Source organism: Sphingomonas sp. 35-24ZXX, from assembly GCF_000786215.1.
In the GTDB taxonomy this organism is placed as follows: Bacteria; Pseudomonadota; Alphaproteobacteria; order Sphingomonadales; family Sphingomonadaceae; genus Blastomonas.
Map to the genome: position 1 here is coordinate 133,938 of NZ_JROG01000001.1, position 25,325 is coordinate 159,262.

General features: G+C 61.9%; 18 protein-coding genes. 10 read left to right on the plus strand and 8 right to left on the minus strand.

The features are described 5' to 3' along the window. Positions 1-482: 482 nt before the first annotated feature. Together LI72_RS00625 and LI72_RS00630 are read right to left on the minus strand one after the other, a co-directional pair. Positions 483-1,964: an aldehyde dehydrogenase (NADP(+)) gene (locus LI72_RS00625; protein ID WP_052129361.1), complete on the minus strand. Its 1,482-nt coding sequence runs from the start codon at positions 1,962-1,964 to the stop codon at positions 483-485. Positions 1,965-2,132: 168 nt separating this feature from the next. Next, positions 2,133-4,940, minus strand: coding sequence for a TonB-dependent receptor (locus tag LI72_RS00630; protein WP_033923961.1), 2,808 nt, complete (start codon positions 4,938-4,940; stop codon positions 2,133-2,135). A 306-nt stretch (positions 4,941-5,246) separates the two neighbouring features. Here LI72_RS00630 and LI72_RS00635 point away from each other — a divergent pair, with 306 nt between their 5' ends. Both LI72_RS00635 and LI72_RS00640 read left to right on the plus strand, forming a co-directional pair. Next, the gene (locus LI72_RS00635; RefSeq protein ID WP_033923962.1) at positions 5,247-6,575 is read left to right on the plus strand and encodes an MFS transporter; all 1,329 of its coding nucleotides are present in this window, start codon (positions 5,247-5,249) and stop codon (positions 6,573-6,575) included. After that, the gene (locus LI72_RS00640) at positions 6,572-8,410 is read left to right on the plus strand and encodes a hypothetical protein (protein ID WP_033923963.1); all 1,839 of its coding nucleotides are present in this window, start codon (positions 6,572-6,574) and stop codon (positions 8,408-8,410) included. Before LI72_RS00635 ends, LI72_RS00640 begins: the two co-directional genes overlap by 4 nt. A gap of 3 nt (positions 8,411-8,413) precedes the next feature. Here LI72_RS00640 and LI72_RS18685 read toward each other — a convergent pair whose 3' ends face one another. The 4 genes from LI72_RS18685 to kdgD all read right to left on the minus strand — a co-directional run bounded on the left by LI72_RS18685 (position 8,414) and on the right by kdgD (position 11,762). Further along, a complete protein-coding gene (locus LI72_RS18685; RefSeq protein WP_197051749.1) occupies positions 8,414-9,610 on the minus strand; it encodes a carboxylesterase family protein in 1,197 nt (398 codons plus the stop codon). Then, a complete protein-coding gene (locus tag LI72_RS20235) occupies positions 9,579-9,839 on the minus strand; it encodes a carboxylesterase family protein (protein WP_197051750.1) in 261 nt (86 codons plus the stop codon). The genes LI72_RS18685 and LI72_RS20235 overlap by 32 nt, the downstream gene beginning before the upstream one ends. A gap of 83 nt (positions 9,840-9,922) precedes the next feature. Continuing rightward, a complete protein-coding gene (locus LI72_RS00650; RefSeq protein ID WP_033923964.1) occupies positions 9,923-10,813 on the minus strand; it encodes a LysR family transcriptional regulator in 891 nt (296 codons plus the stop codon). A gap of 19 nt (positions 10,814-10,832) precedes the next feature. Further along, positions 10,833-11,762, minus strand: a complete 930-nt coding sequence (gene kdgD, locus LI72_RS00655) for a 5-dehydro-4-deoxyglucarate dehydratase (protein WP_033923965.1) — start codon at positions 11,760-11,762, stop codon at positions 10,833-10,835. A gap of 916 nt (positions 11,763-12,678) precedes the next feature. Between kdgD and LI72_RS18810 the strand changes: the two genes are divergently transcribed. The 8 genes from LI72_RS18810 (at position 12,679) to LI72_RS00695 (ending at position 22,651) form a co-directional block, all read left to right on the plus strand. Beyond that, positions 12,679-13,746 carry a tetratricopeptide repeat protein gene (locus tag LI72_RS18810; RefSeq protein ID WP_197051751.1) on the plus strand — a complete coding sequence of 356 codons (1,068 nt, stop codon included), beginning with the start codon at positions 12,679-12,681 and terminating at the stop codon, positions 13,744-13,746. 32 nt (positions 13,747-13,778) lie between these two features. Beyond that, positions 13,779-14,291 carry a hypothetical protein gene (locus LI72_RS00665; protein WP_033923966.1) on the plus strand — a complete coding sequence of 171 codons (513 nt, stop codon included), beginning with the start codon at positions 13,779-13,781 and terminating at the stop codon, positions 14,289-14,291. A gap of 245 nt (positions 14,292-14,536) precedes the next feature. Then, positions 14,537-17,911: a response regulator gene (locus LI72_RS00670; protein ID WP_033923967.1), complete on the plus strand. Its 3,375-nt coding sequence runs from the start codon at positions 14,537-14,539 to the stop codon at positions 17,909-17,911. Beyond that, entirely contained in the window at positions 17,896-18,735 is an 840-nt protein-coding gene (locus LI72_RS00675; protein WP_033923968.1) for a CheR family methyltransferase, read from the plus strand. The genes LI72_RS00670 and LI72_RS00675 overlap by 16 nt, the downstream gene beginning before the upstream one ends. Then, positions 18,732-19,292 (plus strand): chemotaxis protein CheB, encoded by a 561-nt coding sequence (locus tag LI72_RS00680; RefSeq protein ID WP_033923969.1) that lies wholly within the window; start codon positions 18,732-18,734, stop codon positions 19,290-19,292. The genes LI72_RS00675 and LI72_RS00680 overlap by 4 nt, the downstream gene beginning before the upstream one ends. Further along, on the plus strand, positions 19,292-20,431 hold the full coding sequence (locus tag LI72_RS00685) for a hybrid sensor histidine kinase/response regulator (protein WP_033923970.1): 1,140 nt from the start codon (positions 19,292-19,294) through the stop codon (positions 20,429-20,431). The genes LI72_RS00680 and LI72_RS00685 overlap by 1 nt, the downstream gene beginning before the upstream one ends. Positions 20,432-20,528: 97 nt before the next feature. Beyond that, complete coding sequence (locus LI72_RS18815; RefSeq protein WP_231562316.1) at positions 20,529-21,722, plus strand: hypothetical protein; 1,194 nt, start codon at positions 20,529-20,531, stop codon at positions 21,720-21,722. Next, entirely contained in the window at positions 21,719-22,651 is a 933-nt protein-coding gene (locus LI72_RS00695) for a TraB/GumN family protein (RefSeq protein ID WP_033923971.1), read from the plus strand. The genes LI72_RS18815 and LI72_RS00695 overlap by 4 nt, the downstream gene beginning before the upstream one ends. A gap of 57 nt (positions 22,652-22,708) precedes the next feature. On the opposite strand, the gene LI72_RS00700 is transcribed toward LI72_RS00695, so the two are convergent. Next, positions 22,709-24,010: an Hsp70 family protein gene (locus LI72_RS00700; RefSeq protein ID WP_033923972.1), complete on the minus strand. Its 1,302-nt coding sequence runs from the start codon at positions 24,008-24,010 to the stop codon at positions 22,709-22,711. Between the two features lie 92 nt (positions 24,011-24,102). Beyond that, entirely contained in the window at positions 24,103-25,029 is a 927-nt protein-coding gene (locus LI72_RS00705) for a lipid kinase (protein ID WP_052129363.1), read from the minus strand. Between the last annotated feature and the right edge of the window lie 296 nt (positions 25,030-25,325).

Consider the following 25,325-nt stretch of genomic DNA (forward strand, 5'->3'; position numbering starts at 1 on the left):
AAGCTGAATGCCGCATCGTGGGACGTAGCTGCCGCTCCTCATGAACGTTTTGACCGTCAGGCTTCGCCAGTAGCGGACGTTCTCGGATCGCATGACAGGTTGCGCTTCACGACAGCGACTGGGCCGCCGGACCCCATTTGGTTTGCGCTGGTCAGCAGGCCCGAGCGGACCTTGAGGTGAGATCGCTAGGCGCTAGAGTTCTTGCGCGGGCGGCCGGAAAATGAACTCGTTGATTTCGAGTTCATCCGGCTAGGCGATTACCAAGGCGGCGACACCCGCCGGTCGCAGGCGGGCCGCGGATAGCTCCTATAAACGAGGCAGACCCAAATGCCGGTCTACAACGCAAAAAGTCAAAGAGCGGGCCTGCGCAGGGATATGAAGATTGAGCGTCAGATGGTTTTACACCTGATTTGCCCGAACGATAGTCCCTCGATCAGAACTGAACGGCGCTCACGATACTTATCCGGTAAACTCAAGCCTGCTTAACTGCCGCGTAGTTCTTTGGGCAGCAAACTGGCGGTGAAGTTTTGATAGCTGACCGGGCGCAGGAACCGGTCAATCGCAAGGCTGCCCACCGAAGTGGTGCGCGAATCTGAAGTCGCCGGAAACGGACCTCCGTGGACCATCGCGTGGCAGACTTCCACGCCGGTGGGCCAACCGTTCACGAGGATACGTCCGGCTTTGCGCTCAAGCAACGGAATCAGGCTTTGCGCCATTTCATGATCGCCTGCTTCCATGTGCAAGGTGGCGGTCAGCTGACCTTCAAGAGCATTCAGGACCGCCATTTGCTCACCCACATCATCGCAAACAATCAGCATCGACGATGCACCGAAAACTTCGTGACCCAATCCCGGTTCCACCAGAAATTGCGCTGCAGTCGTTCGGAACAGGTAGCTACCGGCGCGGAGGGCATCGCCACTGTCTACGCTGCAAGCCAGTGTTACCAAAGCGTCGTGGGAGGCCAGTGCTCCGGTATGCGCTACATAGGTGTCGCGTATGGCGCCAGTGAGCATAACTTGTGCAGGTGCTGCCTGTACTGCTTCGATGGCCGCTTGCGTAAACGCATCTAGGCCGTCACCTGCTATGGCAATGATCAGTCCCGGGTTTGTGCAGAACTGACCCGCGCCCATCGTCAGCGAGCTTATGAATTGAGCGCCGAGTTCCGCCCCACGTGCCTTCAACGCTGCTGGCAGGATGAGCACAGGGTTGATGCTGGACATTTCGGCATAGAACGGGATCGGCACAGGCCGCGCTTGGGCAATCGTCAGCAGAGCCAGTCCACCTGCGCGGGATCCGGTGAAGCCCACGGCAGATATGCGAGGATTGCGCACCAGGGCTGCGCCCAGCTCGTGCGAAGGGCCGACCAGGTGCTGAAACACACCTTCCGGCAACCCGCATTCAACGACAGCCCGAGAGATGGCTGAGGCTACCAACATGCCGGTTACAGGGTGGGCGGGATGGCCTTTGACCACCACAGGGCAACCTGCCGCCAGCGCCGAAGCGGTGTCGCCGCCCGCAGTGGAAAACGCCAGGGGGAAATTGGATGCGCCGAATACAGCGACTGGGCCAAGCGGGATCATGCGCATGCGGATGTCCGGGCGAGGCAGGGGCGTGCGATCAGGCTGGGCAGGGTCAATCCGCACCTGCAGCCAGTTTCCTGCCCGGACCACCTCGGCAAACATCCGCAGCTGCCCTATTGTTCGTCCGCGCTCCCCCTCGATACGTGCGCGGGGTAATCCGCTTTCTCTGACCGCCGCTTCGATAAGCGGGTCCCCGATTGCCAGAATTTGTTCGGCAATTGTCTCAAGGAGACGCGCGCGCACTTCATGGTCGGCAGCGCGATAGGTGTCAAATGCAGCTTCGGCCAGTATGCAAGCGCGTTCCACATCGCTTTCTTCGTGAACTGGAAAGTCTGCGCAAAAGGCGTCTCCGGTTATAGGGTTTATAGATCGGAGCGTGGTCATGACCAGGAATTCCCAGCTGTCTGGAAGTGCAAAGCCGCAGGGCTGCGGATCGGCAGTCTGCGGGAAAAGTGCCCGGTCCCATCATCGGATCAGAGTTTCGAAGCCTGGCCGATGATGGGACCTGTCCACGGCAGCAACACGCGGACGGGGCAAGGGAGGAGCGCGTGATCAGAACGTGAATTTCGCTCCGACATTGAACTGGCGGCCGCTGCGCGTGAGCACATTCAGGCGGTTGGTCTCGTCCACGAACTGGTCGTTTGGCGTGTCGAGCAGATTTATCGCCTCAAGGCTTACCTTGAGATTTTCTGTGAACGCATAGGACATCTGGGCGTCGAGGTTCGTCGTGCTGTTGGTACCGTTCCACGCATTGCCTTCCGTTCCCGGAACGGCGGTCAGGTAGCTCGAGCGGTAAGCAACCGATCCACGCACAGAGAATTTGCTGTCCTCATAATAGAGGGTAAAATTTGCTGCATTTTTGGACAGACCAAGCAGCGGTGCAGTAATTGTCGATGTCCCGGCTGCCGATGTGATGTATTCTATATCCGACCGGACATAGGTGTAGTTTGCGAGCGCCCCGAAGTTCTTGAGTAATCCTGGCAGGAAGGTGAATGGTTGCTGGACGTTGATTTCAAAGCCCTGCAGCTTGCCGCCACTTGAATTGACTGGCCTGTTGACGATGAAATCATCCGTCGAAGTTGCGGTGGTGCCGGTGAGGATTGAGTCTGGCAGACCAAGAGCAGAAAAAGGGACGCTGACAGCCAGATTCTGGGCGAAGGTGCTGATGTTCTTCTGGAACAGGGCGACCGAGTAAATGGCACCCCTCGCAGGATACCATTCCACGGCCAGATCAAAGTTAGTGGATTCGGTCGGATCCAGATCAGGGTTGCCCGAGCTGAACGAACGGTTGCCGCCCGAAATGTTGAGGTTGCCGCCCGGCGAAAGCGACGAAATGCCAGCGCGGGCCAAAGTCTTGGCGGCAGCAAGTCGAACCAGCAATTCAGGCGTCACATCGTATACTATGTTCGCAGAAGGAAGCCAGCGGTCGTAGCTGCGTTCGGCTGTAACGAAGGTGATTGTCGCGCCTCGGCTGGCATAGCCGGTGGAGAATTGCTTTGTGTTGACGAAGCGGACACCCAGATCGCCGCGCAGCGGCACACCTGAATCGGCAAGATTGAACTCGGTCATGCCCCAGACCCCAAGGTCCTTCTCACTCACGGTGACGAACGAGCCACGCGCGGTGGCATTTTCGATGCCGCCGATGGCGTAAACCGGGTCGCTATAGATGCCGAATGACGAGGCAAAAACATCGAGATTCGGGATCAACCAGCCAGTGGGCGTGCCCTGCGGCAGATTCAGGCCGCGTCCGAAGCCTTCGAACAATTGCGTTCCGGCAGCGATCTGGGCGGGTGTCAGCGTGTTGACGCGCGTTTCGCCGAGCAGGCGGCGTTGTTCCGTTGATCCGTAGGTAAACTTGCGCCAGTCCACGCCGGCCTTGAAAGTCAGGATGTTGTTGGCTTTCCATTCCAGCGCACCTTTGGCCGTAGCGAACGAATTGTCCACGGTCTGCGGACGGATGCGCACTTCGGATGTTCCGTTGATGAAGGAATAGGTCGTCGGCGAATTCACGTTGACGCCTGGAATGATGGCCGGGAAGCGGGTCGAGAAATCGTACTGGAAATTTGGTGTATTGAGCGCGTCGAGCGTGACCGTGGTCTGCAGCGGATTGCTGAACGCGGACTTGGAGTAACCGACGAGGCCGGTGAACTTGAGATTTTCACTCAGTTCCTGCTCCAAATTGCCTGTGACTTCGTAAAAGTCGGTAACAAGCTTGTCGAACCGCGCCTGTGTGCGGAGGTCGACATTGTCAAAGCGGCCGCTAACGATGTTGTTGTTGCTGTCGACAACGCCGTCGCGGATGATGGTCTGCGGCTTCCCTGTTCCGGAACGTGAGAAGCTGATCGCCTGAAGCTGTGCTTCCGAGCGCGTCCCGTCGAGGCGCGAATAGAGCCCGTCAATCGAGATCAGCGTGGATTCTGTAGGGCGCATCTGCACCGACAAGGCTGCGCCGAGGCGCTTCTGGTTGATGTCGTAGGAAACGAGGCCCGGGATACGCGGATGGAAAAGCCCGTTTCCGGTCGCGTTATTGTCATTGATCTGGGCAATGGTCCGACCCGGCAGGGTCGAGGCAGCATTGAACCCGCCGTTGAATCCGCCAAAAGTCCAGCGCGTGATATTTGCGCCTTCTTCCCTTATGCGACGTTCCTCATACGCAATCGATAACAGTACGCCGAACGTCTCGGCCTCGTTAGTTGCGGTAACCAGGCCCGAGATGCGAGGGGTCGTCTTGCGCGAGAGGTCGTTGTAGCTCGCCTGCGCAGAAAGGGAGGCGGTAGGCTTGCGGAAATCGAACGGACGGGTGATGGTCAGATCAACGGTCGCGCCAAGCGAGCCTTCTTCGACATCGGCTGTAGCCGTTTTGCGCACGGCAAGGTTGTTGAACAGGTCCGACGAGAATATGTTGAAATCGAAGCCGCGGCCACGGTTGACGCCGCCGGACGCATCAGTACCGCCGGTTGTACCGATGGCTTCCATTCCGTTGATGCGCACGCGGGTGAATTCGGGCCCCAGGCCGCGCACCGAGATGTTCCGGCCTTCACCGTTGACGCGGGTAATAGCAACGCCTGGAATGCGCTGCAACGATTCCGCCAGGTTCAAATCTGGAAACTCTGCGATGTCTTCGGCTTTAATCGAATCGATCGCAGCGGTTTGGCTCTTCTTGAGCGACAGCGCGCTGGACAGGCTTTCGCGAAACCCGGTGACGATGATTTCCTCGGGCGTACCTGGTGCGGAGTCCTCCACTGTTGAATCTTCCGGCGGGGCGGCGTCTTGCGCCACTGCCGGAAAAGCAGCCATTGTTACAAATGCTGAACTGCAAGCGAGTGCGGCCTTCACGGCATTAGCCTTCGATATACCCATTTCGCATCCCCTGATATCTGGCCGCGTATGGGCCAGTTCGTTGCCGGAAGTTATCCACCGGTGCTCGTTTTCGATAAACAACGCAGGGGGCATTACGCCAACCTCAATCGAGCATGAATCATTGCGGGTTGTGCACTGATGCGATGGGGATCGTTGGTTGGAGCGTCTGCGTGAGGATCTAGCTAACGATTGGCTCAAACGCTGCGCAATTGGACTTGGACCGCATTTGCCGACTTGGCTACCACTGCCTCAAGCTCTGCAATGATGAGGCGCACACAGAGGCGCGACGGTTGCACACAACGCAAAATGGAGAAGATGATGCCAACGGACCAAGCCGCTCGGCCAACCCGCATCCGCTACCGCATCATCGTGCTGATTTTCGCGATCACGACACTGAATTATGCTGATCGTGCCACGTTCTCGATTGCCGGTGGTGCTGCATCCTCCGAACTCGGGCTGGATGCGGTCGAAACGGGTTACATCCTGTCCGCATTTGCTTGGGCCTATGTTCTGGCACAAATTCCCGGCGGGGCGCTGCTTGATCGTTTCGGGACAAAGAGTGTTTATGTGGCTGCAATCGCCATCTGGTCAGCTTGCACAGCAGTCCAGGGTTTTGTCGGCTGGCTGCCGGGTCTCACGGCGGTCACAACGCTGTTTGCTATGCGCTTTTTGGTGGGCCTTGCTGAAGCGCCGTCATTTCCGGGTAATGCAAGGCTAGTTTCAGCCTGGTTTCCAGCGCGTGAGCGTGGCACGGCTTCGGCCATTTTCAACTCTGCGCAGTATTTCTCGCTGGTCGCCTTTGCTCCGCTCATGGGGTGGTTGGTGCATGAATTCAGCTGGCGTGCAGTATTTTGGGTGATGGGCGTGTTGGGTCTTTTGGCCGCGCTGATCTTCCAATTGTTCATTCACGGACCTGATCGGCACCCGGCAATCAACGCTGCGGAAATTGAATTGATCCGCGATGGTGGTGGACAAATCAATCTCGAAGGCGTGTCTGGTTCAACCAAGGTGTTCGACTGGGCTAATATCCGCCGACTGCTGGCCAGCCGGATGATGCTTGGCATTTATCTCGGCCAATATTGCATCAACGTTCTGACATATTTCTTCGTCACCTGGTTTCCGATCTATCTGGTCAGTGAACGCGGCCTCAGCATCCTTCAGGCAGGATTTGCCGCTGCAGTTCCGGCCATTTGCGGTTTTGTCGGCGGGCTTGCGGGCGGAGTGATTTCAGACAAAATCCTTGCGCGCACCGGTGATATTGACCGTGCCCGCAAGGTTCCGCTCGTTTCGGGCATGTTGCTTGCTACGACAATTCTCGGCTGCGTCTGGGCCAAGCAGGAATGGATGGTCATCGCTCTCATGTCGCTTGCGTTCTTTGGCAAGGGGGTCGCCTCGCTAGGCTGGGCGATCATGGCGGATGTCGCTCCGCGGCAGCTTGCCGGGCTTTCCGGCGGGGTGTTCAACATGTTCGGCAACACCGCCGGCATTATCACACCCATTGTTGTCGGCTATATCGTGGCGACAACTGGGTCGTTCGATTTTGCGCTAGGTTTCGTGGCCTTTCACTGCCTTATCACCATCGTCGCCTATACCGTCATAGTCGGCCCGATCCGCCGATTGGAACTGCCAGCGTGAAGACTGATCGCCGAAGCGTGATTGCCGGGCTTGCATCACTGACCGCGCTGCCTTCATCCGTCTGGGCACAAGCGCGCAAGCCGCTCGACCCCATCGCGCTTAACACGCCGATGGCCGCGCCGCGCTGGGCGCGCATGCAGCGGGATCTGCTTGCCGCGCATACCGCAGCGTGCGAGGTCTATTATCAGCGCTATGTCGATGCCGACGATGCCTTGAAGTGCTTTGTCCGCTGGGGTGCTAACGATGGCCCTGACGATGCGGCTGAATTCACCAACGATTGGGTGCTGCTCCACGCGCTTGGCGCATCGAACAAGCTTCTCGACCTCTCGCAGCGGTTCTGGGAAGGCCATTTGCGCCAATATGGCCGCGCTAAAACCCGCGAAGTGGCGATTGCCCGGGACGGGATGTATCACCGCGATTTTCCGGTCCAGATGGATTGGCAGCACAATGCCGAGGGTCTTTCGACCTTTAACGTGATGGGCCTGAGTGCGCCCGATGACCCCCGCCTGATCATGCGCACGCGCCGTTTTGCCGATCTTTATACCGGTCGCGATCGCGCAGTCGGCAATTACGATCCGCGCCATCGCGTGATCCGCAGCCTGATAAACGGCAGTCGCGGGCCGATGTTGCGCAAAGCGACGGCGCTCGATTGGGCGGGCGACCCGTTTGACGCCAGTCGTTTTCACTTGGAACACGGTGAAGTCAATTACGCCCAGTTCCTAGCGCACTATGAAGAATATACCGATGTTGTCGGCGATAATCCGCTGAACCTGCAGGCCACCACACTAGGCCTCAATGCGTATGCCTTGGAGCAGGGTAACCGGTTTCGGCAATGGTCGCTCGATTACTTCGAGGCGTGGGCTGAGCGCACCCGCGCCAATGGCGGAATCATTCCCAGTAAAGTCGGGCTGAACGGCAAAGTTGCGCCAGACTGGTGGGGCGGCACATATGGCTGGAACTTCTCGCCCGTCGTTCCGCAAACCGGAAAGCGCGAACACCGCAACCGGGTGCCCCGCTCGATCACCGCATTCTACAATGCCCTGCTGCTCAGTGGCGATATGGAATACATGCACCTGTGGCGGCGTCAGTCGCAACGGATAAATGATGCCGAACGCCGTATCGACGGCGTGGCCTCCACCCCCACAATGTACGGGCCAGATGGTTGGTATGGCTGGAAGCCCGGTCCCTATCGCACCAGCGCGTTCGAAATCTGGTATGCCACGCAAGATCCGCAAGACCGCGCGCTGGCGGGCGACGATCCATGGATTGCGTTCCTTGAGGGCCGCAATGCAGGCTACGCCGAAACCGCATTGGCAGAGGATCGCAAGAAGCTGGACGCGCGCGTTGCCGCCAGCCTTGCCGATACCTCCACGGCCGAAACGCGCCTTGCCGATTGGACGCTTGACTATAACCCTGCCATGGCCAAGGCGCTGGTCCAGACGATGACCGGCGGCCTTCACATCGCTCGTCCATCATGGTCGCGCACCAGCCCGCCGCAAGGCGGCGTGCCGTTGCATTGTCGCTTGCGCTACTTCGATCCGGTGGCAAAGCGCGCTGGCATACCCGCTGATGTCGCAGCGCTGGTCCACGGCATGGCTGACCGCGAAACCCGCGTTACATTGGTCAATCTTGGGACAAGCGTGGGCGAAGTGGTGGTGCAAGGCGGCGCGTTCGGCGAACATAGAATCGATTTTGTGACGGAATCAGGCATCCGCCGTGATGTGGCTAGCCGGAACTTCACCGTCACGCTCGCACCCGGTTGCGGCGCAGACCTCACCATCGGCATGACCCGCTATGCCAACCGGCCCAGCCTCGCGATGCCGTGGAAGCGTTAGAGCCTAACTGCCGGGTTTGATGTACGGGATCGGCGCGAGCAGTTTGCGCTCTTCCCCGCGCGGGTCGCGCTCAACGCGGATGGCTCGGTCAAAGATCATCGTCTCGCGCCGTTCAAGCGTATAGCGCGGCCATTGTGGCAGTTTTCCGCCATTGGGATCGCCGTTGCGTGCCAGCCTGATAAATGCATCGGCCATCTGTTCTGCCAGAGCTGCCGCCTCAACCGTCGTGCCGGTGCGGGCAGAGGGCAAATGCGTGTTGGCGAAGACCAGCCCGATGTCGAGCGTGTGAAATGCGCCCAATACGCCGCCCGCTTCGGGCGCAGGGAAATCAAGTTGGTACATCCAGGTCGGGCCGGGAGCGGCTTCTGTCCCTTGGCGGGCGCGCATTTCGGCCTGTACCAGATGGCCCGGCCATGATCGCGTTGCGGTGGACATCGCCAGCAGCAATTGCCCCGGCGTGCGGGCGGGATAGAGCCTGCGGTAATTCTCGACCAACCATTGCGGATCGACGTCTTTAACGATCTGCCCAGTGATTCGTGGGACAAGATTATCCCATGTCGTATCGCCAGCCTTCAGCGTGGCCGCCAGCCAATAGCCTGTTTCATCATGCGTATTGCCGATAATCAGCGGTATCGCTGCCGCTTCTGCGGGCGCATCAGGGTAGAATGGATGGCGCTTCAGGGCACGGTGATCGAGGGTTGAGGCAAAGCTGATTTCACCTTTACCTTCAATCGGGTCCGGCCCGCCCATCGCTTCAACCAGCCGTTCCATTGGCATTTTGCGGAAGTGCGCAAAATCATGCGTACCGGCTGCGGCCATCCAAGCGGCAGCGCGACGGGTCGCGTTCATAGGCCCAATTGCGGTCACATGCTGTCCGCTCATCGTTGCAGCGCTATGGAACAAGGGCTGCGCTTGCTCCATCGCCATCAACGACACGACTTTGGCCCCGCCGCCCGATTGACCAAAGATCATCACCCGGGCAGGATCGCCACCAAACCCGGAAATGTTGTCACGCACCCATTCCAGCGCCAAGCAGATGTCGAGGTTGCCGACGTTGCCGGATTCGGCAGGGCCGCCAAGGTTGGCAAAATAGCCATAGCCAAATCCGGCAAGGCGGTGGTTGAGCGCTAAAACCACCACATCTCCACGCAAGACCAGATTGCAGCCATCATAAAGCGGATCTGATCCTGCCGTGTGCATGTGCACCGCCGTGCAGATAGACCATAACCGGCCTGCGCGCCTGATCCAGCGCGGGCGTCCAGATGTTCAGAAACAGGCAGTCTTCGCTGGTCGGCTCTTTAGCTCGGGTTTGCGGCGCGGCCAGCGCATAATTCTGTGCCGGCCGCACATCGGCCCAGGCTTTTGGCAATGCCGCGCGGGCAAAACGGACTGGCTGCGTATCTGCACCATAACGCACGCCGCGAAACACCAGAACGCCGCCTTCGCGTACGCTTTATGCGGCCGTGGCGCGTGGCCGCTACAGGATCGGATTGGCCAGTCACGATTGGCGGGTTATTCCGTCACGGTTTGCAAGCATAGACGACGCACTGCCCCCAACGCGGGATTTGCGTTTTCCCGCTTCCACGCCATGAACAATTCCACTGGCTTTTCGGGCTTGGTCACCAGCTTGCGGAATTCGACTGCATCAGGGTGAAGGTCAGCGGCAGATTGCGGGACGATGGCAGCGGCAACACCTGCACGCACGAGCCCTAACATCGAGTGGATTTGGGTGACATGCTGCAGCACTTGCGGGCTGATCGCAGCCTCATCAAAATAGCGCATCAGCATGTCGTTGAAATAGCCCGCTCCTTTGCGCGAATACATCACCAAATGGCGCGCATCGAGATCGGCCAGTGTCAGTTCGTCCCTTGCCGCGCGGTCATCTCCAGTGGGCAGCGCAACCATCAGCGGTTCGGACAGGACCAGCGTGGTGTCGAATTCGCTGCGAACGATCGGCGGACGCATGAAGGCCAGATCAACCATGCCGGTCAGCAATGCCTCGGTCTGCTCGCTTGATACCATTTCGTGCAGTTCAAGATCGATGTTGGGCAACGCTGCACCGGCATCGGCAACGATCCGGGGTACCAGCGAATAGCCCGATACCGCCGTGAAGCCGATGGATACTTTGCCTGTATCGCCCTTCGCTACGCGGCGTGCTGAAAGCGCTGCATTCTCGGCAAGCCGGACAATCCGCCGCGCCTCGATCAGGAACACGCGGCCCGCGGGCGTTAGTGCCACATTGCGGCTTGTGCGCTCCAGCAAGGTCACATCCAAAATGCGTTCAAGCAACTGGATCTGACGACTTAGCGGTGATTGCGTCATGTTGAGGCGCCTTGCCGCGCGGCCGAAGTGGAGTTCTTCGGCGGCGGCGACGAAGCAGCGAAGTTGGCTCAATTCGAACATAACTTCGCTCCTAGGTGTTTCAACTCACTTCGGCGAGTGCCTTGCTTGAAACGCGCTTGATCAATCCGCGCAGTTCAACATGTTCGGCCTCGGTCAAATCGGTCAATGGTGCGCGCACGGGCCCAACCGCGCGCCCGACAATCCGGCACCCGGCCTTGACGATGGACACAGCATAGCCCCGGCTGCGATTGCGCAAACCAATATAGGGCAGCACGAAATCGCGCAGTTGCGATTGGACGAAGGCGTGATCGCCCGTGCGCACCGCATTATAAAACGCCAGCGCCCATTCCGGCATGAAGTTGAAGATGGCTGATGAATAGGTCGTCACGCCCATTGTCAGATACGGCGTGGCATAAGTTTCCGCTGTCGGAAGTCCGCCGATGTAGGTCAACCGGTCACCCATGCGGTTATAGACGCGCTGCATCAGTTCGATGTCACCAACGCCGTCCTTGAACCCAACCAGATTGGCGTTGCGTTCGCAAAGCCGGGCCAGAGTGTCATCCTCAAGGATGGCATTGTCGCGGTTATAAACGATCACGCCCATCCCGGTTGAGCGGCACACCGCCTCGACATGGGCAGCAAGGCCTTCCTGGGTCGAGCCCACAAGGTAGGGCGGCAGCAGCAGCAGGCCATCAGCCCCCGCCTTTTCCGCCCCGCGCGCAATCTGCGTGGCAATGGCTGTGCCATAACCGCAACCTGAAATAACCGGCACGTCATCCTTGCGCACTTCGCCAGCCGCACGAACCACATCGACAGTCTCTTCCGGCGTAAGCGAGAAAAACTCGCCCGTGCCGCCGGCGGCAAACAGCCCGGAGAGGTCATGCTGAAGCATCCAGTTGCAATGATCCTGGAACGCGGAGAAATCGATGTTGCCATCTGCGGCAAACGGCGTGACGGGAAATGACAGCAGCCCTTCGCCAAGCCGGCGTGCCATTGCTACAGGATCCATTGCAAGCTCCTCTACATCTGCGACATCGCGCAGTCTTTTCGCTTACAACGGGCTTAGTTGGTCGCCTCCTGCTGGTCCAAACCAAACCCGCGATGGACCGATGCACCTATTGGCTAGATCGTCCGGCATGGATGCACGGGAACAGATCGTCGGTATTCCTTCCAACGACCCTGTGTTTCACAATGCCAAATCAAACGAGGTAGCGCAGGCGACTAAGATTGGCTGCTTTCAGCGGCTTCAGACATTCAAACGTAGTATTCTGGACGTCCAGGTCTGGGTCGAGAGCTGAAATTCAAAGATTACCTGCTGGAACGCCCTTATCCTAAACTTTATTGCTCGGTATCTACCAGTTGGATCGCCGGCTCAGCTTTGGACTGGCTGTGTAGCCAAACAGAGACCACGGCTTTGGTGCGCAATAGCTTTCAATTCGAGGACCTGCGGGTCAAAAAATGTCACACGAATCGCGCTTCGGTAGAGTTGGATTCCACGCTTTGGAACCGAACCCGTTCACAAAAAAATTTTGGGGGCACGATTGATGGACCTGTTTTGCTGATCTTTAAAAATATCGTTATTTTTGAGAGCTATACAAGCGGAATTCGATTCCCTCTACCCGCTCCAACCCCTCCTTTGACGGAACCTCCAGAGCTCGCTCCAGGCCTTTGTTTTTCATCGCTTGTCCGCTTCAGCCATGTCCTCCGGCTTCGAATTTTCTCCTGCATCGGCGGCGCCGGCAGGACCGATAGCTGATCGATCTGCAGCACCTGTCCCCCCATCGGCCTATCCCCCCCAATCGGGGTGTGGCGATCGGTCGTCTTCTGCTTTGCAATGCCCATCAGACCGCTTGGAACCAGAAGGAGGCAGCGATGGGCAAACTGTTCGGCGGATGCTGACCGGTATGACGATCAGGATTGCGACCGTGATTCTTGCGGCCGTTGCTGCATCGAGCCTGATTTCGGTCGATGCGGCGGCCCAGCCGATCGATTGCACCCGCTATGGCAGGATCCTGTCCGATCTTGCCAGCGGCCAGTCGGTGACCAGCGAGGACATCGGCTGGGCGCTGGATGTCGAGCGGTTCCAGCGATGCCCCGAGCCCCATCGGCAGGCTGCCTCCGTGCCGGTGCCCGCGGCCACGCCGGTCGCATCGCCGCCTGCAGGTTCGCAGCCATTCATGCTGCGTGAGGTCCCCGGTCCCCCGCAATGCCCGGCGGGCGCTCCGCTCAACCTGACGAGCACCGATGCTTGCGATCTCTATGCAGTCGCCCAGGCTTACAGAACCGGCCAGGGCCTGCCGCTCGATCCCGATAAAAGCGCCGACTTCATGCTGAAAGCCGCAGGAGCGGGGAATGCCCAGGCGCAGTTTCGTGTCGGCCTGCTGCATATGCCCGAGGACACCAACCCGCCCAAGAACCCTGCCGCCTATCTGCGCTGGATGCGGTTGGCAGCCGATCAGGGCCATGTGACCGCGCAGGAAAATGTCGCGCATATCTACTACAAGGGCTGGGGGGTGCCCGTGAACTATGCCGAGGCGGCGCGCTGGTACGCGCGCGCCATGGAGGGCGGATCGGTCTGGGCGGCCACCAGCCTTGGCGTGCAATATGCCATCGGCGAAGGGGTGCCCCAAGACCGGGCCAGGGCCGCGCAATTCTATGCCTATGCTGCAGAACGCGGCGAGCCGATGGCGCAGTACATGCTGGGCATCGCTTATGGGTCTGGCGACGGGGTGCCGTTCGACATCCAGCAGGCGCGCTATTGGCTGCAGAAATCCGCGGCGCAGAATTATGACGGAGCGGCCGAAAAGCTGGCCGAGGCCGACATGATCTTCGCACGCCAGTCCGCGCGCTCCACCGGTCGCGCCGTCTCCCGGCCGGCTGCGCCTTCCGGACCTTCGCTGGCCGACCAGGCGATGGAAACCTGGAAGCGGCAACGCAGAGAGAACTGCGCTGCGGCGGCCGCCGGCCGCGACCGCGTGTGCCTGCCCGACTGAAACCTCACCCTTTCCACCATCAGGATGAACCCATGACACACCGGATCAATGCCCCCGTTGCCCTTGTCGCGCTTGGCGTCATATGCGCGTTTCAGTCCTCGCCGGTCGCTGCCCAGCCGATGTCCGACAAGGAACGGCTGGACAATATCTGCCGGATCAACCCCGGCTCGGCGCTGTGCACGGCGCGCGCCAAAGGGGTGGTGGCCACCGAGGGCCTTGACCTGGCCAGCCATGTCAAGGCGGGCGAGCAATCGACCACCAGCCCTGTCACCACGGGCGAATTCGCCCAATGCTGGGCAACCTGGGTCGCCATTCGAGAGCGTATCGCGCAAAACGGGCGCGAAACCTTTCCGGAAGACTATACGGTGAAAATGCTCGACGGCCGCATTGCCGCATGGCGGTCCGCGCTGGTCGCCAGCGCCGGCGGCGAAGACGGGATGCAAGGCTATGCCGAACCCGCGCTGGAGCAGGCGCGCGCGCAGGTTGCAGGCCCCAAGATCATTCTCGCTGCCCGCATGTCGGGATCGTGCAAGACCGTTCCGTAAAAAACGCCTTTGACTACGTCTCCGCAGGATCCGCAAGGCGTGGTGTAATCGTGATCGTTCTGGGCCATGGCGGGTTGCTGGCCTGCCAGGTCGCCTAGCTGTGCCTGCGATGGCGGACAATGGGTCCTTGTGCTTTGACGATGCCCTTCGCTAAGCAGGGGGCCTTGCCGATAGCGAAAAGAGACAGCGTGAAAAAAGCCAGCGGAACGTCGCATGCACAAAGCCTTGCGGGCAGATGGGCAGTCGTGGGGCTGGCCGTTGGCATCGCCTTTTTCGTGATCAGCGCCGCCATCGCTTATCTCAACATCGCCAATGTGCGTACCAGCGAACGCGAGATCCGGCGCACCCACGCCGTTCTCACCACGCTCGACGATGTGCTGTCCGCGATGCTCGATGCCGAAACCGGGCAGCGCGGCTATCTGCTCACCGGGCGGGACGTCTATCTTGAACCTTATGCCGAAGGTGTCGCGCGGGCCGACGACGAGCTGCGCAAGCTCGAGCGCCTGACCCGCGCCAACCCGGTGCAACAGGAGACCTTTTCCACGCTGCAAAACCGCGTGATGGCCAGAATGCGGATCATGGCCGAGGTGATCGAGGTGCGACGGACCGGCGGTGTCGAGGCCGCAGTGGCTGCACTCAACACCGATCGCGGCAAGAATGTCATGGATGCCATTCGCGATCAGGTCGCCCGCATGACCCGCGAAGAACAGCGAATCCGCCAGACCCGCCTTGCGGCGATGGCCGCCGCCTCGCAGGCGGCAGTCGTGAGTGCCGTCATCACCAGCCTCAGCGGCATTGGTCTGACCATCGCGATCTTCATCCTGTTCATGCGCAACACGCGCAGCCGCGAGCGCCAGCAGTGGCTGCAGGCGGCGCAGGCTGATCTTGCCAAGGCGATGATGGGCGACAGGACCATTTCCGAACTCGCCGCAGCCATCCTCGCCTTCCTGCACGAGCGGACGGGCAGTCCGGCGGGCGCGCTGTTCAAGGGTGAGGGCGGCAGCTTCCGGCGCGCCAGCGTGCTGGGCGTGCCCGGCGATGCGGATATCCCCAGCCAGTTTGCGCTCAACGAGGGATTGATGGGCCAGGTCGCGGTCGATGGTCGCATCATGGTCCTCAACGATGTCCCGCCGGGCTATCTCACGGTCGGATCATCGCTCGGGCGCTCGGCGCCGCGCCATCTGGTGATCGCCCCGGCCAAGGCCGACGATACCGTCAACGCGGTGATCGAGCTCGGCTTTTTCGATCCCGTCGATCCCGTGGTGCTCGAACTGCTCGACGAGGCGTCCGGCGCCATCGGCATCGCATTGCGCTCGGCAAGGTTCCGCGAACGCCTGCAGGATGCGCTGGAGGAGACCCAGCATCAGGCCAGCGAGCTTCAGGCGCAGTCCGAAGAGCTGCGGGTTTCGAACGAGGAGCTCGAAGAGCAGGGGACGGCGCTGCGCGAATCGCAGGCGCGGCTCGAACTGCAGCAGGTCGAACTCGAACAGACCAACAGTCAGCTGGAAGAGCAGGCGCAGACTCTCGAAACCCAGCGCGACGAGCTGGAGCGCGCCAGCGCCACCTTGCAGCTCAAGGCGCGCGAGCTGGAACAGGCCAGCCAGTACAAGACCGACTTCCTGGCCAACATGAGCCACGAACTGCGCACCCCGCTCAACTCGCTGCTGATCCTGTCCAAATTGCTGGGTGACAATCCCGATGGCAATCTGTCGGCCGAGCAGGTCCGGTTTGCGCAGACGATCCAGTCGTCGGGCAACGATCTGCTCAATCTCATCAACGACATTCTCGATCTTTCCAAGATCGAGGCGGGGCATATCGAAATCCAGCCGGCGTCGGTGCCGGTCGACCGGCTGCTGGGCGATCTGCAGAAGGTGTTCCAGCCGATTGCCGACGAGCGGGGGCTGACACTGGCGCTGGAGCTCTCCGCCGATTGCCCGCGCACCCTGGTTTCCGATCGCATGCGCCTGGAACAAATCCTCAAGAACCTGATGTCGAATGCGCTCAAGTTCACCGAGCGGGGCAGCGTGCGCCTGACCGTGGCATCGGCGGACGACGACACCGTGACGCTGACGGTCGCCGATACCGGCATCGGCATCACGAAGGAACAGCAGGACAGCATCTTCGACGCGTTCCAGCAGGCCGATGGCTCGATCAGCCGGCGCTATGGCGGGACGGGTCTGGGCCTGTCTATCTCGCGCGAACTGGCCCGGCTGCTGGGCGGTGCGATCACCGTGGACAGCGAGGTCGGCGCAGGCAGCCGGTTCATGCTCACCATCCCTGCGGTCTACGATCCTTCCAGGGTGCCCGTGCGCGAACAGGCGCGTGCCGCGCCGCAGACACCGGTCGCCAGCCCGCAACCGGCCAGGCCCCGCCCGGCAGCCAGGCCGCGACCTGCGGGTATCGAAGACGATCGCAATGCGCTCGACACCGGCAAACGGCTGTTGCTGGTGATCGAGGACGATCCGACCTTTGCATCGATTGTCTGCGACCTTTCGCACGAAATGGGCTTCCAGTGCATCGTCGCAGGGACCGCGCAGGAGGCGATCGACGTCGCGCGCGACTACAAGCCCAGCGCGATCGTGCTTGATATTGGCCTGCCCGACCAGTCGGGGCTGACCGTGCTCGATCATCTCAAGCACCAGGACGAAACCCGGCACATCCCGATTCACGTGATCTCGGGTGCCGACCAGAGCCAGACCGCGCTGGCGCTGGGCGCCATCGGCTATCTGGAAAAGCCGGTGCAGCGCGAGCGGCTCGCCGAGGTGCTGGCCGGGCTGCAGCAGAAGCTTGCATCCTCGATGCGGCGAGTGCTCATCGTCGAGGACAACGAGGTCCAGCGCGATGCGGTGTCGGAACTGCTCAAGTCGCAGGATGTCGAAACCGTGGGCGTGGGAACCGTGGCGCGGTGCCTCGAGCTGCTGCGCAGCGAACCGTTCGATTGCATGGTGCTCGATCTGGCGCTTCCCGATGCCTCGGGCTTTTCGCTGCTGGAGGAGCTCAGCCAGGATACCGACCGCGCCTATCCGCCGGTGATCATCTACACTGGGCGCGATCTGACGTCCGAGGAAGAGCAGCGCCTGCGCCGCTATTCCAGCTCGATCATCATCAAGGGGGCAAAGTCGCCCGAACGGCTGCTCGACGAAGTGTCGCTCTTCCTCCACCAGGTGGTTGCCGAAATGCCGCCCGAGCAACGCCGGATGCTCGAAAAGGCACGGCATCGCGATGCCGCGCTGGAAGGGCGGCGCGTGCTCATTGTCGAGGATGACGTGCGGAACGTTTATTCGCTTACCAGCGTTCTGGAACCGCGCGGCGTGATCGCCAAGATCGCGCGCAACGGCCAGGAGGCCCTCGATATGCTGGAGGCAAGCGCCGACGGGGCCGATCAACCGATCGACCTGGTGCTGATGGATGTGATGATGCCGGTGATGGACGGGCTGACCGCAGTCCGCACGATGCGCAGCAACCCGAAATGGGCCAAGCTGCCGGTCATCATGCTCACCGCCAAGGCCATGCCGGATGACCAGCAGAACTGCCTCGATGCGGGAGCCAACGATTATATGGCCAAGCCCATCGACGTGGACAAGCTGCTGTCGCTGGTGCGGGTATGGATGCCGCGCTAGTGCCCAGCTCGATCGAGGACATCGAAATCCAGCTGCTGCTGGAGGCGTTGTACCAGCATTATCACTATGATTTCCGGCATTATGCCCGCGCCTCGATCAAGCGCCGGCTGGTGCAGGCGCGCGCGCAGCTGGGCTATGAGAGCATCTCGGAAATCCAGGCTGCGGTGCTGCGCGATGCGACGTTGCTGCCCCGGCTGCTCGATTTCCTGACTGTTCAGGTCAGCGAGATGTTTCGCGATCCTTCCTATTTCCGGGCCTTGCGCGAGAAGGTCATCCCGCATCTGCATACCTATCCCTCGCTCAAGGTGTGGGTCGCCGGCTGCAGCCATGGCGAAGAGCTGTATTCGCTCGCCATCCTGTTTCACGAGGAGGGGCTGGCCAAGAAGACGCTGTTCTACGCCACCGACATCAATCCGTCCGCACTCAAGGCCGCGCAGGCCGGGGTGTACTCGCTCGACCGGATCCGGCTGTTCACCGAAAACCATCAGCAATCGGGTGGGCGTTCTTCGCTGTCCGATTATTACACTGCCAATTACGGGCGCGCGGTGTTCGACAAGGCGCTGTGCAGCCAGGTCGTGTTTTCCGACCACAGCCTGGTCACCGACGCGGCCTTCGGCGAGATGCACCTGATCTCCTGCCGCAATGTGCTGATCTATTTCGACCGCGAATTGCAGGATCGCGCCGTCGGACTGTTCCGCGATTCGCTCGCGCGCCGGGGTTTTCTGGGGCTGGGGTCGAAGGAGAGCCTGCGGTTTTCGGCGCATGCCGACGCCTTTGGCGAATTCGTGCGCGAAGAAAAAATCTACCAACGGACCGGGGCATGACCAGGGCGGTGGTCATCGGCGCGTCTGCGGGCGGGGTTCAGGCGCTGTCGTGGATACTGACCGCCTTGCCGCCGGAATTCGCTTGCCCGATCCTGATCGTGCTGCACGTGCCGCAGCGAGCCGACAACCCGCTGGTCGACTTGCTGCGGGCCCGATGCCTGCTGGAAGTCAAAGAGGCCGAGGACAAGGAAATGCTCCAGCACGGAACGGTCTATTTCGCGCCTCCCGGCTATCATATGCTGATCGAGAAGGACCTGTCGATTGCCCTGTCATCCGACGAGCCGGTCAACTTTTCGCGCCCTGCCATCGATGTGCTGTTCGAGACCGCTGCCGATGCACTGGGGCAGGACGTGACGGCGATCATCCTCACCGGCGCCAACCATGATGGTGCCCGGGGTCTCCGCGCGATCGGTGCCGCAGGTGGCACGACCATCGTCCAGGACCCCAGCACGGCCGAAATGCCCACCATGCCGCTCGCCGCGCTCGAAGCCTGCCCGCAAGCACGGTCACTGAGCATCGACGAGATCGTCGTTCACTTGCGGCAGGAGGCAGCGTGATGGCAATGGCTGATGATCCGGGCCGCATCCTGCTGGTCGACGATCTCGAGGAAAACCTGATTGCCCTGAATGCGCTGCTGCGCCGCGAAGGGTTGAGCTGCGACACCGCGCGCAGCGGCGAAGAGGCTCTCGAGCTGCTGCTGGTCAAGGACTATGCGCTGGCCTTTCTTGACGTGCAGATGCCGGGCATGGACGGCTTCGAGCTGGCCGAGTTCATGCGCAACAGCGAACGATCGCGCCATATCCCGATCATCTTCGTCACCGCTGGCGCAGGCGATGGCACGCGGCGGTTCAAGGGCTATGAGGCCGGCGCGGTCGACTTCATCCAGAAGCCGATCGAGGCCGATATCCTGCGGTCGAAGGCGCGGGTGTTTCTGGAGCTCTATAACCAGCGCCGGCAACTGGCAGCGCAGCGCGACGAACTTGCCGCGCTGACCGAATCGCTCAAGCAGGCCGATCTTCAGAAGAACCGTTTTCTGGCGGTGCTCGGGCACGAGCTGCGCAACCCCATCATGGCACTGAATGCCGGGCTGATCATGCTCGAGCGGCGCAAGGGACAGAGCGTGGAGGGCGAAATCCGCACCTCGATGGCGCGCTATCTGACGCACATGACCCGGCTGGTGGAGGATCTGCTCGATATCTCGCGGATCGAGCAGGGCAAGATCTCGCTGCAGCGCGATCGGCTGGCCCTGAACGACGTGCTGGCCTTTGCGGTCGAGACATCGCGCCCCGCGATCGACGAGGCCGGGCATCAGCTGCACCTGCAACTGCCTGAAGAACCGGTGTTTCTGCATGCCGACCACGCCCGCATGGCGCAGATCATCGGCAACCTGGTCAGCAATGCCGCGAAATACACCCCCGCGTCGGGGGAAATCCGCGTCATCGCGCGGGTCGAGGGCGATGGGGTCCGGATCGAGGTCAGCGACAATGGCATCGGCATCGCGCCCGAGCAGCAGGGGCGGATCTTCGGGATCTTCGAACAGGTCGATGTCGACGGCACAATCAAGCAGGACGGGCTGGGGATCGGTCTGGCGCTGGTCAAGCAGCTGGTCGAACTGCATGGCGGTACCATTCGCCTGAAACACAGCGCGCCGGGAGAGGGCAGCACGTTCGAGCTTTGCCTGTCCACGGTTGCGTGAAAGCGCCTGAACGGGCGGGGCCGCCTTCGGTCCCGTGGCGGGCGCTAGCGATCGTTCCTGCTCGACAAGCGCTGGCGGTTCCACCAGTGTCCATCGCATGAAGCCCCTGTCGCACTCTCAGCCTTTGGCCTTGCCTTATCTGGCGTGGCCGACCGTGGTGCTGGCCGGGGTCGCAGCGCCCGCGCTGGCGATGACGTTGCTGGCAGACACTCCCGCACCTGCACCGCTGACATTGGTGGGCGGTCCGATCCTCGCGGTTGGCCTGATGGGTGTCGGCATGATCGCCGCCGCGGTCGCCGGGCGCTTCTGGCTCGGGGTGCTGCTGGCCCTGCTCGCCGGCGCCGGGCTTCTGCTGCTTGCCCGCGGGCTTGGCATGCCGCCCTTGCCGCATCCGTTTTCCACCGGTCTGGCAATGATCGTGTCCAGCATCAGCTTTGCCGCGCGGGGCAAGCTGTTTGCCCGCAGTGCGGCCGACAAGGGCTGGTGGATCGCGGTGTTCGTCGTGGGCGGGGAGGCGGCGATGCTGCTGACAGCCTCGGCCATGCCGGGGGCGTTGCCGGACTGGCTGCTGGTGCTGTTGCCCGCGCAATGGTCCAGCGTGGCGATCCAGACCGCGTTGACAGGCACGGGGACGCGCGCGGCCGGCTCGGCGCTCGTCGCGCTCGCCGGCACGGCGGGCGTCACGCTGCTGGTGGCCAGTCTCTGGCCGCGCCGCTGGCCCTATGCCCTGATGTTCACCGCGTGGCTTGCCCTGTCCGCATGGGTCTGGAACCACCCCGGTCCGCCGATGCCACGCGCCGATCTTGCTCTGGCGGCGGCGCCCGCCGGGGCGATTGCGCCGATGGCGACCACGCCGCCCGATGCTGCAACCGCCAGCGCGCTCGCCCGCGTTCGCCGCCAGATCGAAACCTGGCCCGCCGCTGCCGATCCGGACCTTGTCCAGCGGGCACGGAACCTGTTGCTGATCGCTGCGGTGGCCGATCTGTATGATACCGAGCCGCTGCAATCCCACCTGGCGGGGCTGGTCGCGGACGAGCTGAACACGCGCCTGCCCGCCGACAGGCGTGCCGCCATTCTCGCTGCGATCGCCGCCGATCCTGCTGGCGGCAGCGTGGCCGCGCGCGAGAGGCTGCCGGACCTTGGTCTGCCGGCAAATGTGGGCAATGATGCCCCGGTGCGAAACCGGATGGGGCTTTATGCCGCGCGCCTCGCCGAACAGGCGGCCGCCACTGCGCCCGTGACGCACTCGCCGGGCAACCCATCACCGGTTGACGGGCGGGCAGGGCGATGAAGACGGTGCTTCTGTCCTTGGCGGCAAGCCTGCTGATGCCTGCCGCATCCGCCCCCGCACATGCACAGGTGCCGCCGCCGGAAAATGAAATCGTGGTCAGTGCCAAGCGGTCGGGCGCACCGATGTGGACGATCGATACGCCGACCGGAACCGTGCTGCTGGTGGGTGAAATCCGCGCGGTCCCCAAAAGCACGCCGTGGGAGCCGGAGCGGTTGCGCGATGCCACCGGCGAAGCGCGCCGAGTGATCCTGCGTGCCGCGCCGAAATTCTCGCCCGGCGATGTCCTGCGACTGATCTTTCGCGGCGGCAGCTTCACCAAACTGCCCGACAAGAAGGTGGCGGCGAGCTATCTGACGGTGGAACAGCGCGCGCGGCTGGCTGCGCTGGAGACCCGGTACAAGGCCGATTATGATCGGGCCAGTTTTCTGATGTCCGCGTTCGACCTGCTGGCGCGGCGGCTCGACTTCGACGATGCCACCACCGATGATGCCACCGATATCGTGCAAAAGGCCGCCGCGCGCGCCGACATCGCCATCGTCCGGCCCGAGCGGTTTCGCGGCGAAGACCTGCTGGACAATCTGGCAGCGGCCGCGCCCGCCAGCCACATCGGCTGTCTGGAAGCGGCGATGACCGCGACCGAGGCGGGCCCCGCCGTCATCGAGGCCCGCGGCAATGCCTGGCGCCGGTTCGATATCCCGGCGGTGATGGCCAATCCGCTCGAGATCGCGCTCAACACCTGCTGGCCATGGGCCGATGAGGACCTGGGCGGCGAAATCCGGGACCAATGGACGCGACTGATCGCCGAGGCGGCGGCGAGCGAAGGGGTGACTCTCGCGGTCGTGCCGCTGGGGGTGCTGGCCGAGAAACAGGGCGTGCTCGATCAGCTCGAGGCGCGGGGGCTGGCGGTCGCCGGACCCAGGTGGCGCTGAGCCGGCTTGGTTCGGGACTTCAGCAGACGACCATTCGACAGGCGCAGGCAGCCATCGTCAATCCGCCCACTGGCCCGGATCATCGTCCATTCCGATGAGGGCAAGTCCATGGGCAATCGACGTCAGCTCGTCGCCCGTGGCGATGCGGTCTGCCCCAAAACGGCGCTCGAACACGGCCCGGATCGCGGGGATCAGCGACGAACCGCCGGTCAGAAACACGCGGTCGATGGCGCCCGGCGCTACGCCTGCCTGCGCCAGCGCCTTGTCCATCGCGGCTTCGATGCGCAGCAGATCGGCTGCGATCCACTGTTCGAACTGATGGCGCTCGACCTCGGCTTCGATCTCGACACCGCCCCCGGAGAAGGCAAAGCTTGCCGTCTCGGCCTGCGAAAGCGCGCGCTTCAGCGTTCCGACTGCGTCGTACAGCGCAAATCCCTGCTCGTTCTCGATCAGCGCGATCATGCGACCGATCTGGTCCGGGGATAGGGCATCGCGCTGCAGCCGCCGCAGCTCGTCGAGCGTGCGGCGATTGCGCATCATCGCGAGCCGCGACCAGTTGCCAAAGTCCGAGAAATGCCCGCCGGGGATGTCGAGAATCTTGCCGAACGACCGGTACTGGCTGCCTTTTCCGAGCAGCGGCAGAACCAGATGATCGACAATCCGATAGTCAAACTGATCGCCTGCGATCGCAATCCCCGCCGATGCCAGCGGGACGCAGCGGCGCGGCGCGCCGGGCTCGGCAATGGTGACCACCGAAAAGTCGGTTGTGCCGCCGCCGAAATCAGCCACCAGGATCGTGGCAGGCTGGTCGAGCCTCGTCGCATAGCTGTGCGCCGCGCCCAGCGGTTCATAGACATAGAGAATTTCGGTGCCCAGCGCCTCGAACATCAGGTCGTAGCGCTGCCGGGCCAGTTGAGCGTCCGCTCTGGCCCCGGCATATTCGACCGGGCGGCCGACAATGACGCGGGCAGGCGGTGCGTCCAGCACGCCATTGGCATGCGAGATCAGGTGCTTGAGGAAGATGCCGCCCAGCTCTTCGAACCGGTAGGGGCGGTTGTAGATCATCGCCCGTTCGAACATGGGGCTGGCGGCCACGCTCTTGAACGACTGGATGAACCGACAATCCAGCGGCGACTGCAGATATTCCTCGATCGCCCAGGGCCCGGCCTCATGCGCGACACCCTGCCATGCCCGCTCGTCCTCCCAGAAGCACAGGGCAGAGCGGAACACGGCGCTGGCCGTCGCCCCGCTTCCGAGATGAACCAGCTGCGCGGTGCCATCCGGCGTCGCCAGCGATGCGACGGTGTTGGTCGTGCCGAAATCGAGACCGAGCGCCTCTGTCGTTCGTTTGCTGGTCATGACATGTCCTGTGTTGTTGCATCTTCCGGCGGTGGGGCCAGGCTGCGCAGAGCGTTGCGGTTTCCCAACCCTCTGTTCAGCGGCCTCTGGCGTCAGCCGTGATACAGCTTGGGCCTTCCGCCAGGGGGGCCTCTATCGGGCGGCGCATAGACCGAAATCGCACCGGGCATCACCCGAAAATGCGCGGGCGTGGCGGTGACGATCTCGCCATCGGTGTTGATTGGCATCGGACGGCGAGTCTCGATATCGAATTCGACGCACCGCGCGGTGCGGACTTCCTTCCATGCGCCATGCGTGCCGCTCCTGAAAGCGCGGACCATCAGGGCGAGCTTCCACATGTTGCGCATTTCCAGGCTGTAGAGGTCCAGCGCGCCGTCATCGATTGCAGCATTCTGCTCGACGATATTGCCCCCGCCGTACAGCCGACCATTGCCGATGGCGATCTGGTAGGTCTTGACCCGTGTCGTTCGGCCCTTTTCGACGATCCGCGCACCAAACAGCTTGGCGGTGGTCAGGATGCGCAGCGCGGCAACGGCATAGCCCAGCCTGCCGAAGCGCTTCTTGATTGCCGGATCAAGCTTCTGGGCCAGCTCGCTGCTGAGCCCGATGCTCGCCACATTGAAAAAGGCATGGCCATTGACCATCCCGACATCGATCTGCCGCCGGTGGCCAGCCATGATGACATCGGCCGCCGCTGCAAAATCGAGCGGGATGGACAGCGTCCGCGCCAGATCATTCGCGGTCCCGGCGGGAATGATGCCGAGCGGCAGTCCGCTTTCGATCACCGCAGGCGCTGCCGACGAGATCGACCCATCGCCTCCGCACACCACGATCGCGTCGGCGGACTGGTGGAGGCGGGTGATATCGCGCGCGATTTCGGGCAGGTTCTCGAAGGGCTCGACAAGGACATCAAAACCGCCGGCTTCGAACCGGGCGGAGACAGGCCCCAGCGCCGCGAGGCCTTCCCGCGATTTCGCGTTGAGCAGCAGCAGGATGCGCTGGCCGGTCTGGGATGCCACGGGACGGGCCTAAAGGGACACGATGTGCATGAGGCAGCCATCTATAGCGAACCCGATCGCAAAGGCCCGAAGCAATCTTCCCCCTGCGCCGATTTTTCTGACCGTCGGCCGGGGGAGCGGTAACTGCAATAATCGCTATAATTGAAGTTTAGAAAGCTGCTGTTTTTTCGTCTCGCTTCGGCGCGTTTTAGTTCCAAAATGGGAAATAGGTCGGAAACAATATTGCGGTTTTAGATTGGACGCGGTTTTCTGGCGCCATGGCTTGAGCAAGCTGTCTCAGGCCGCAGACAGGGTGG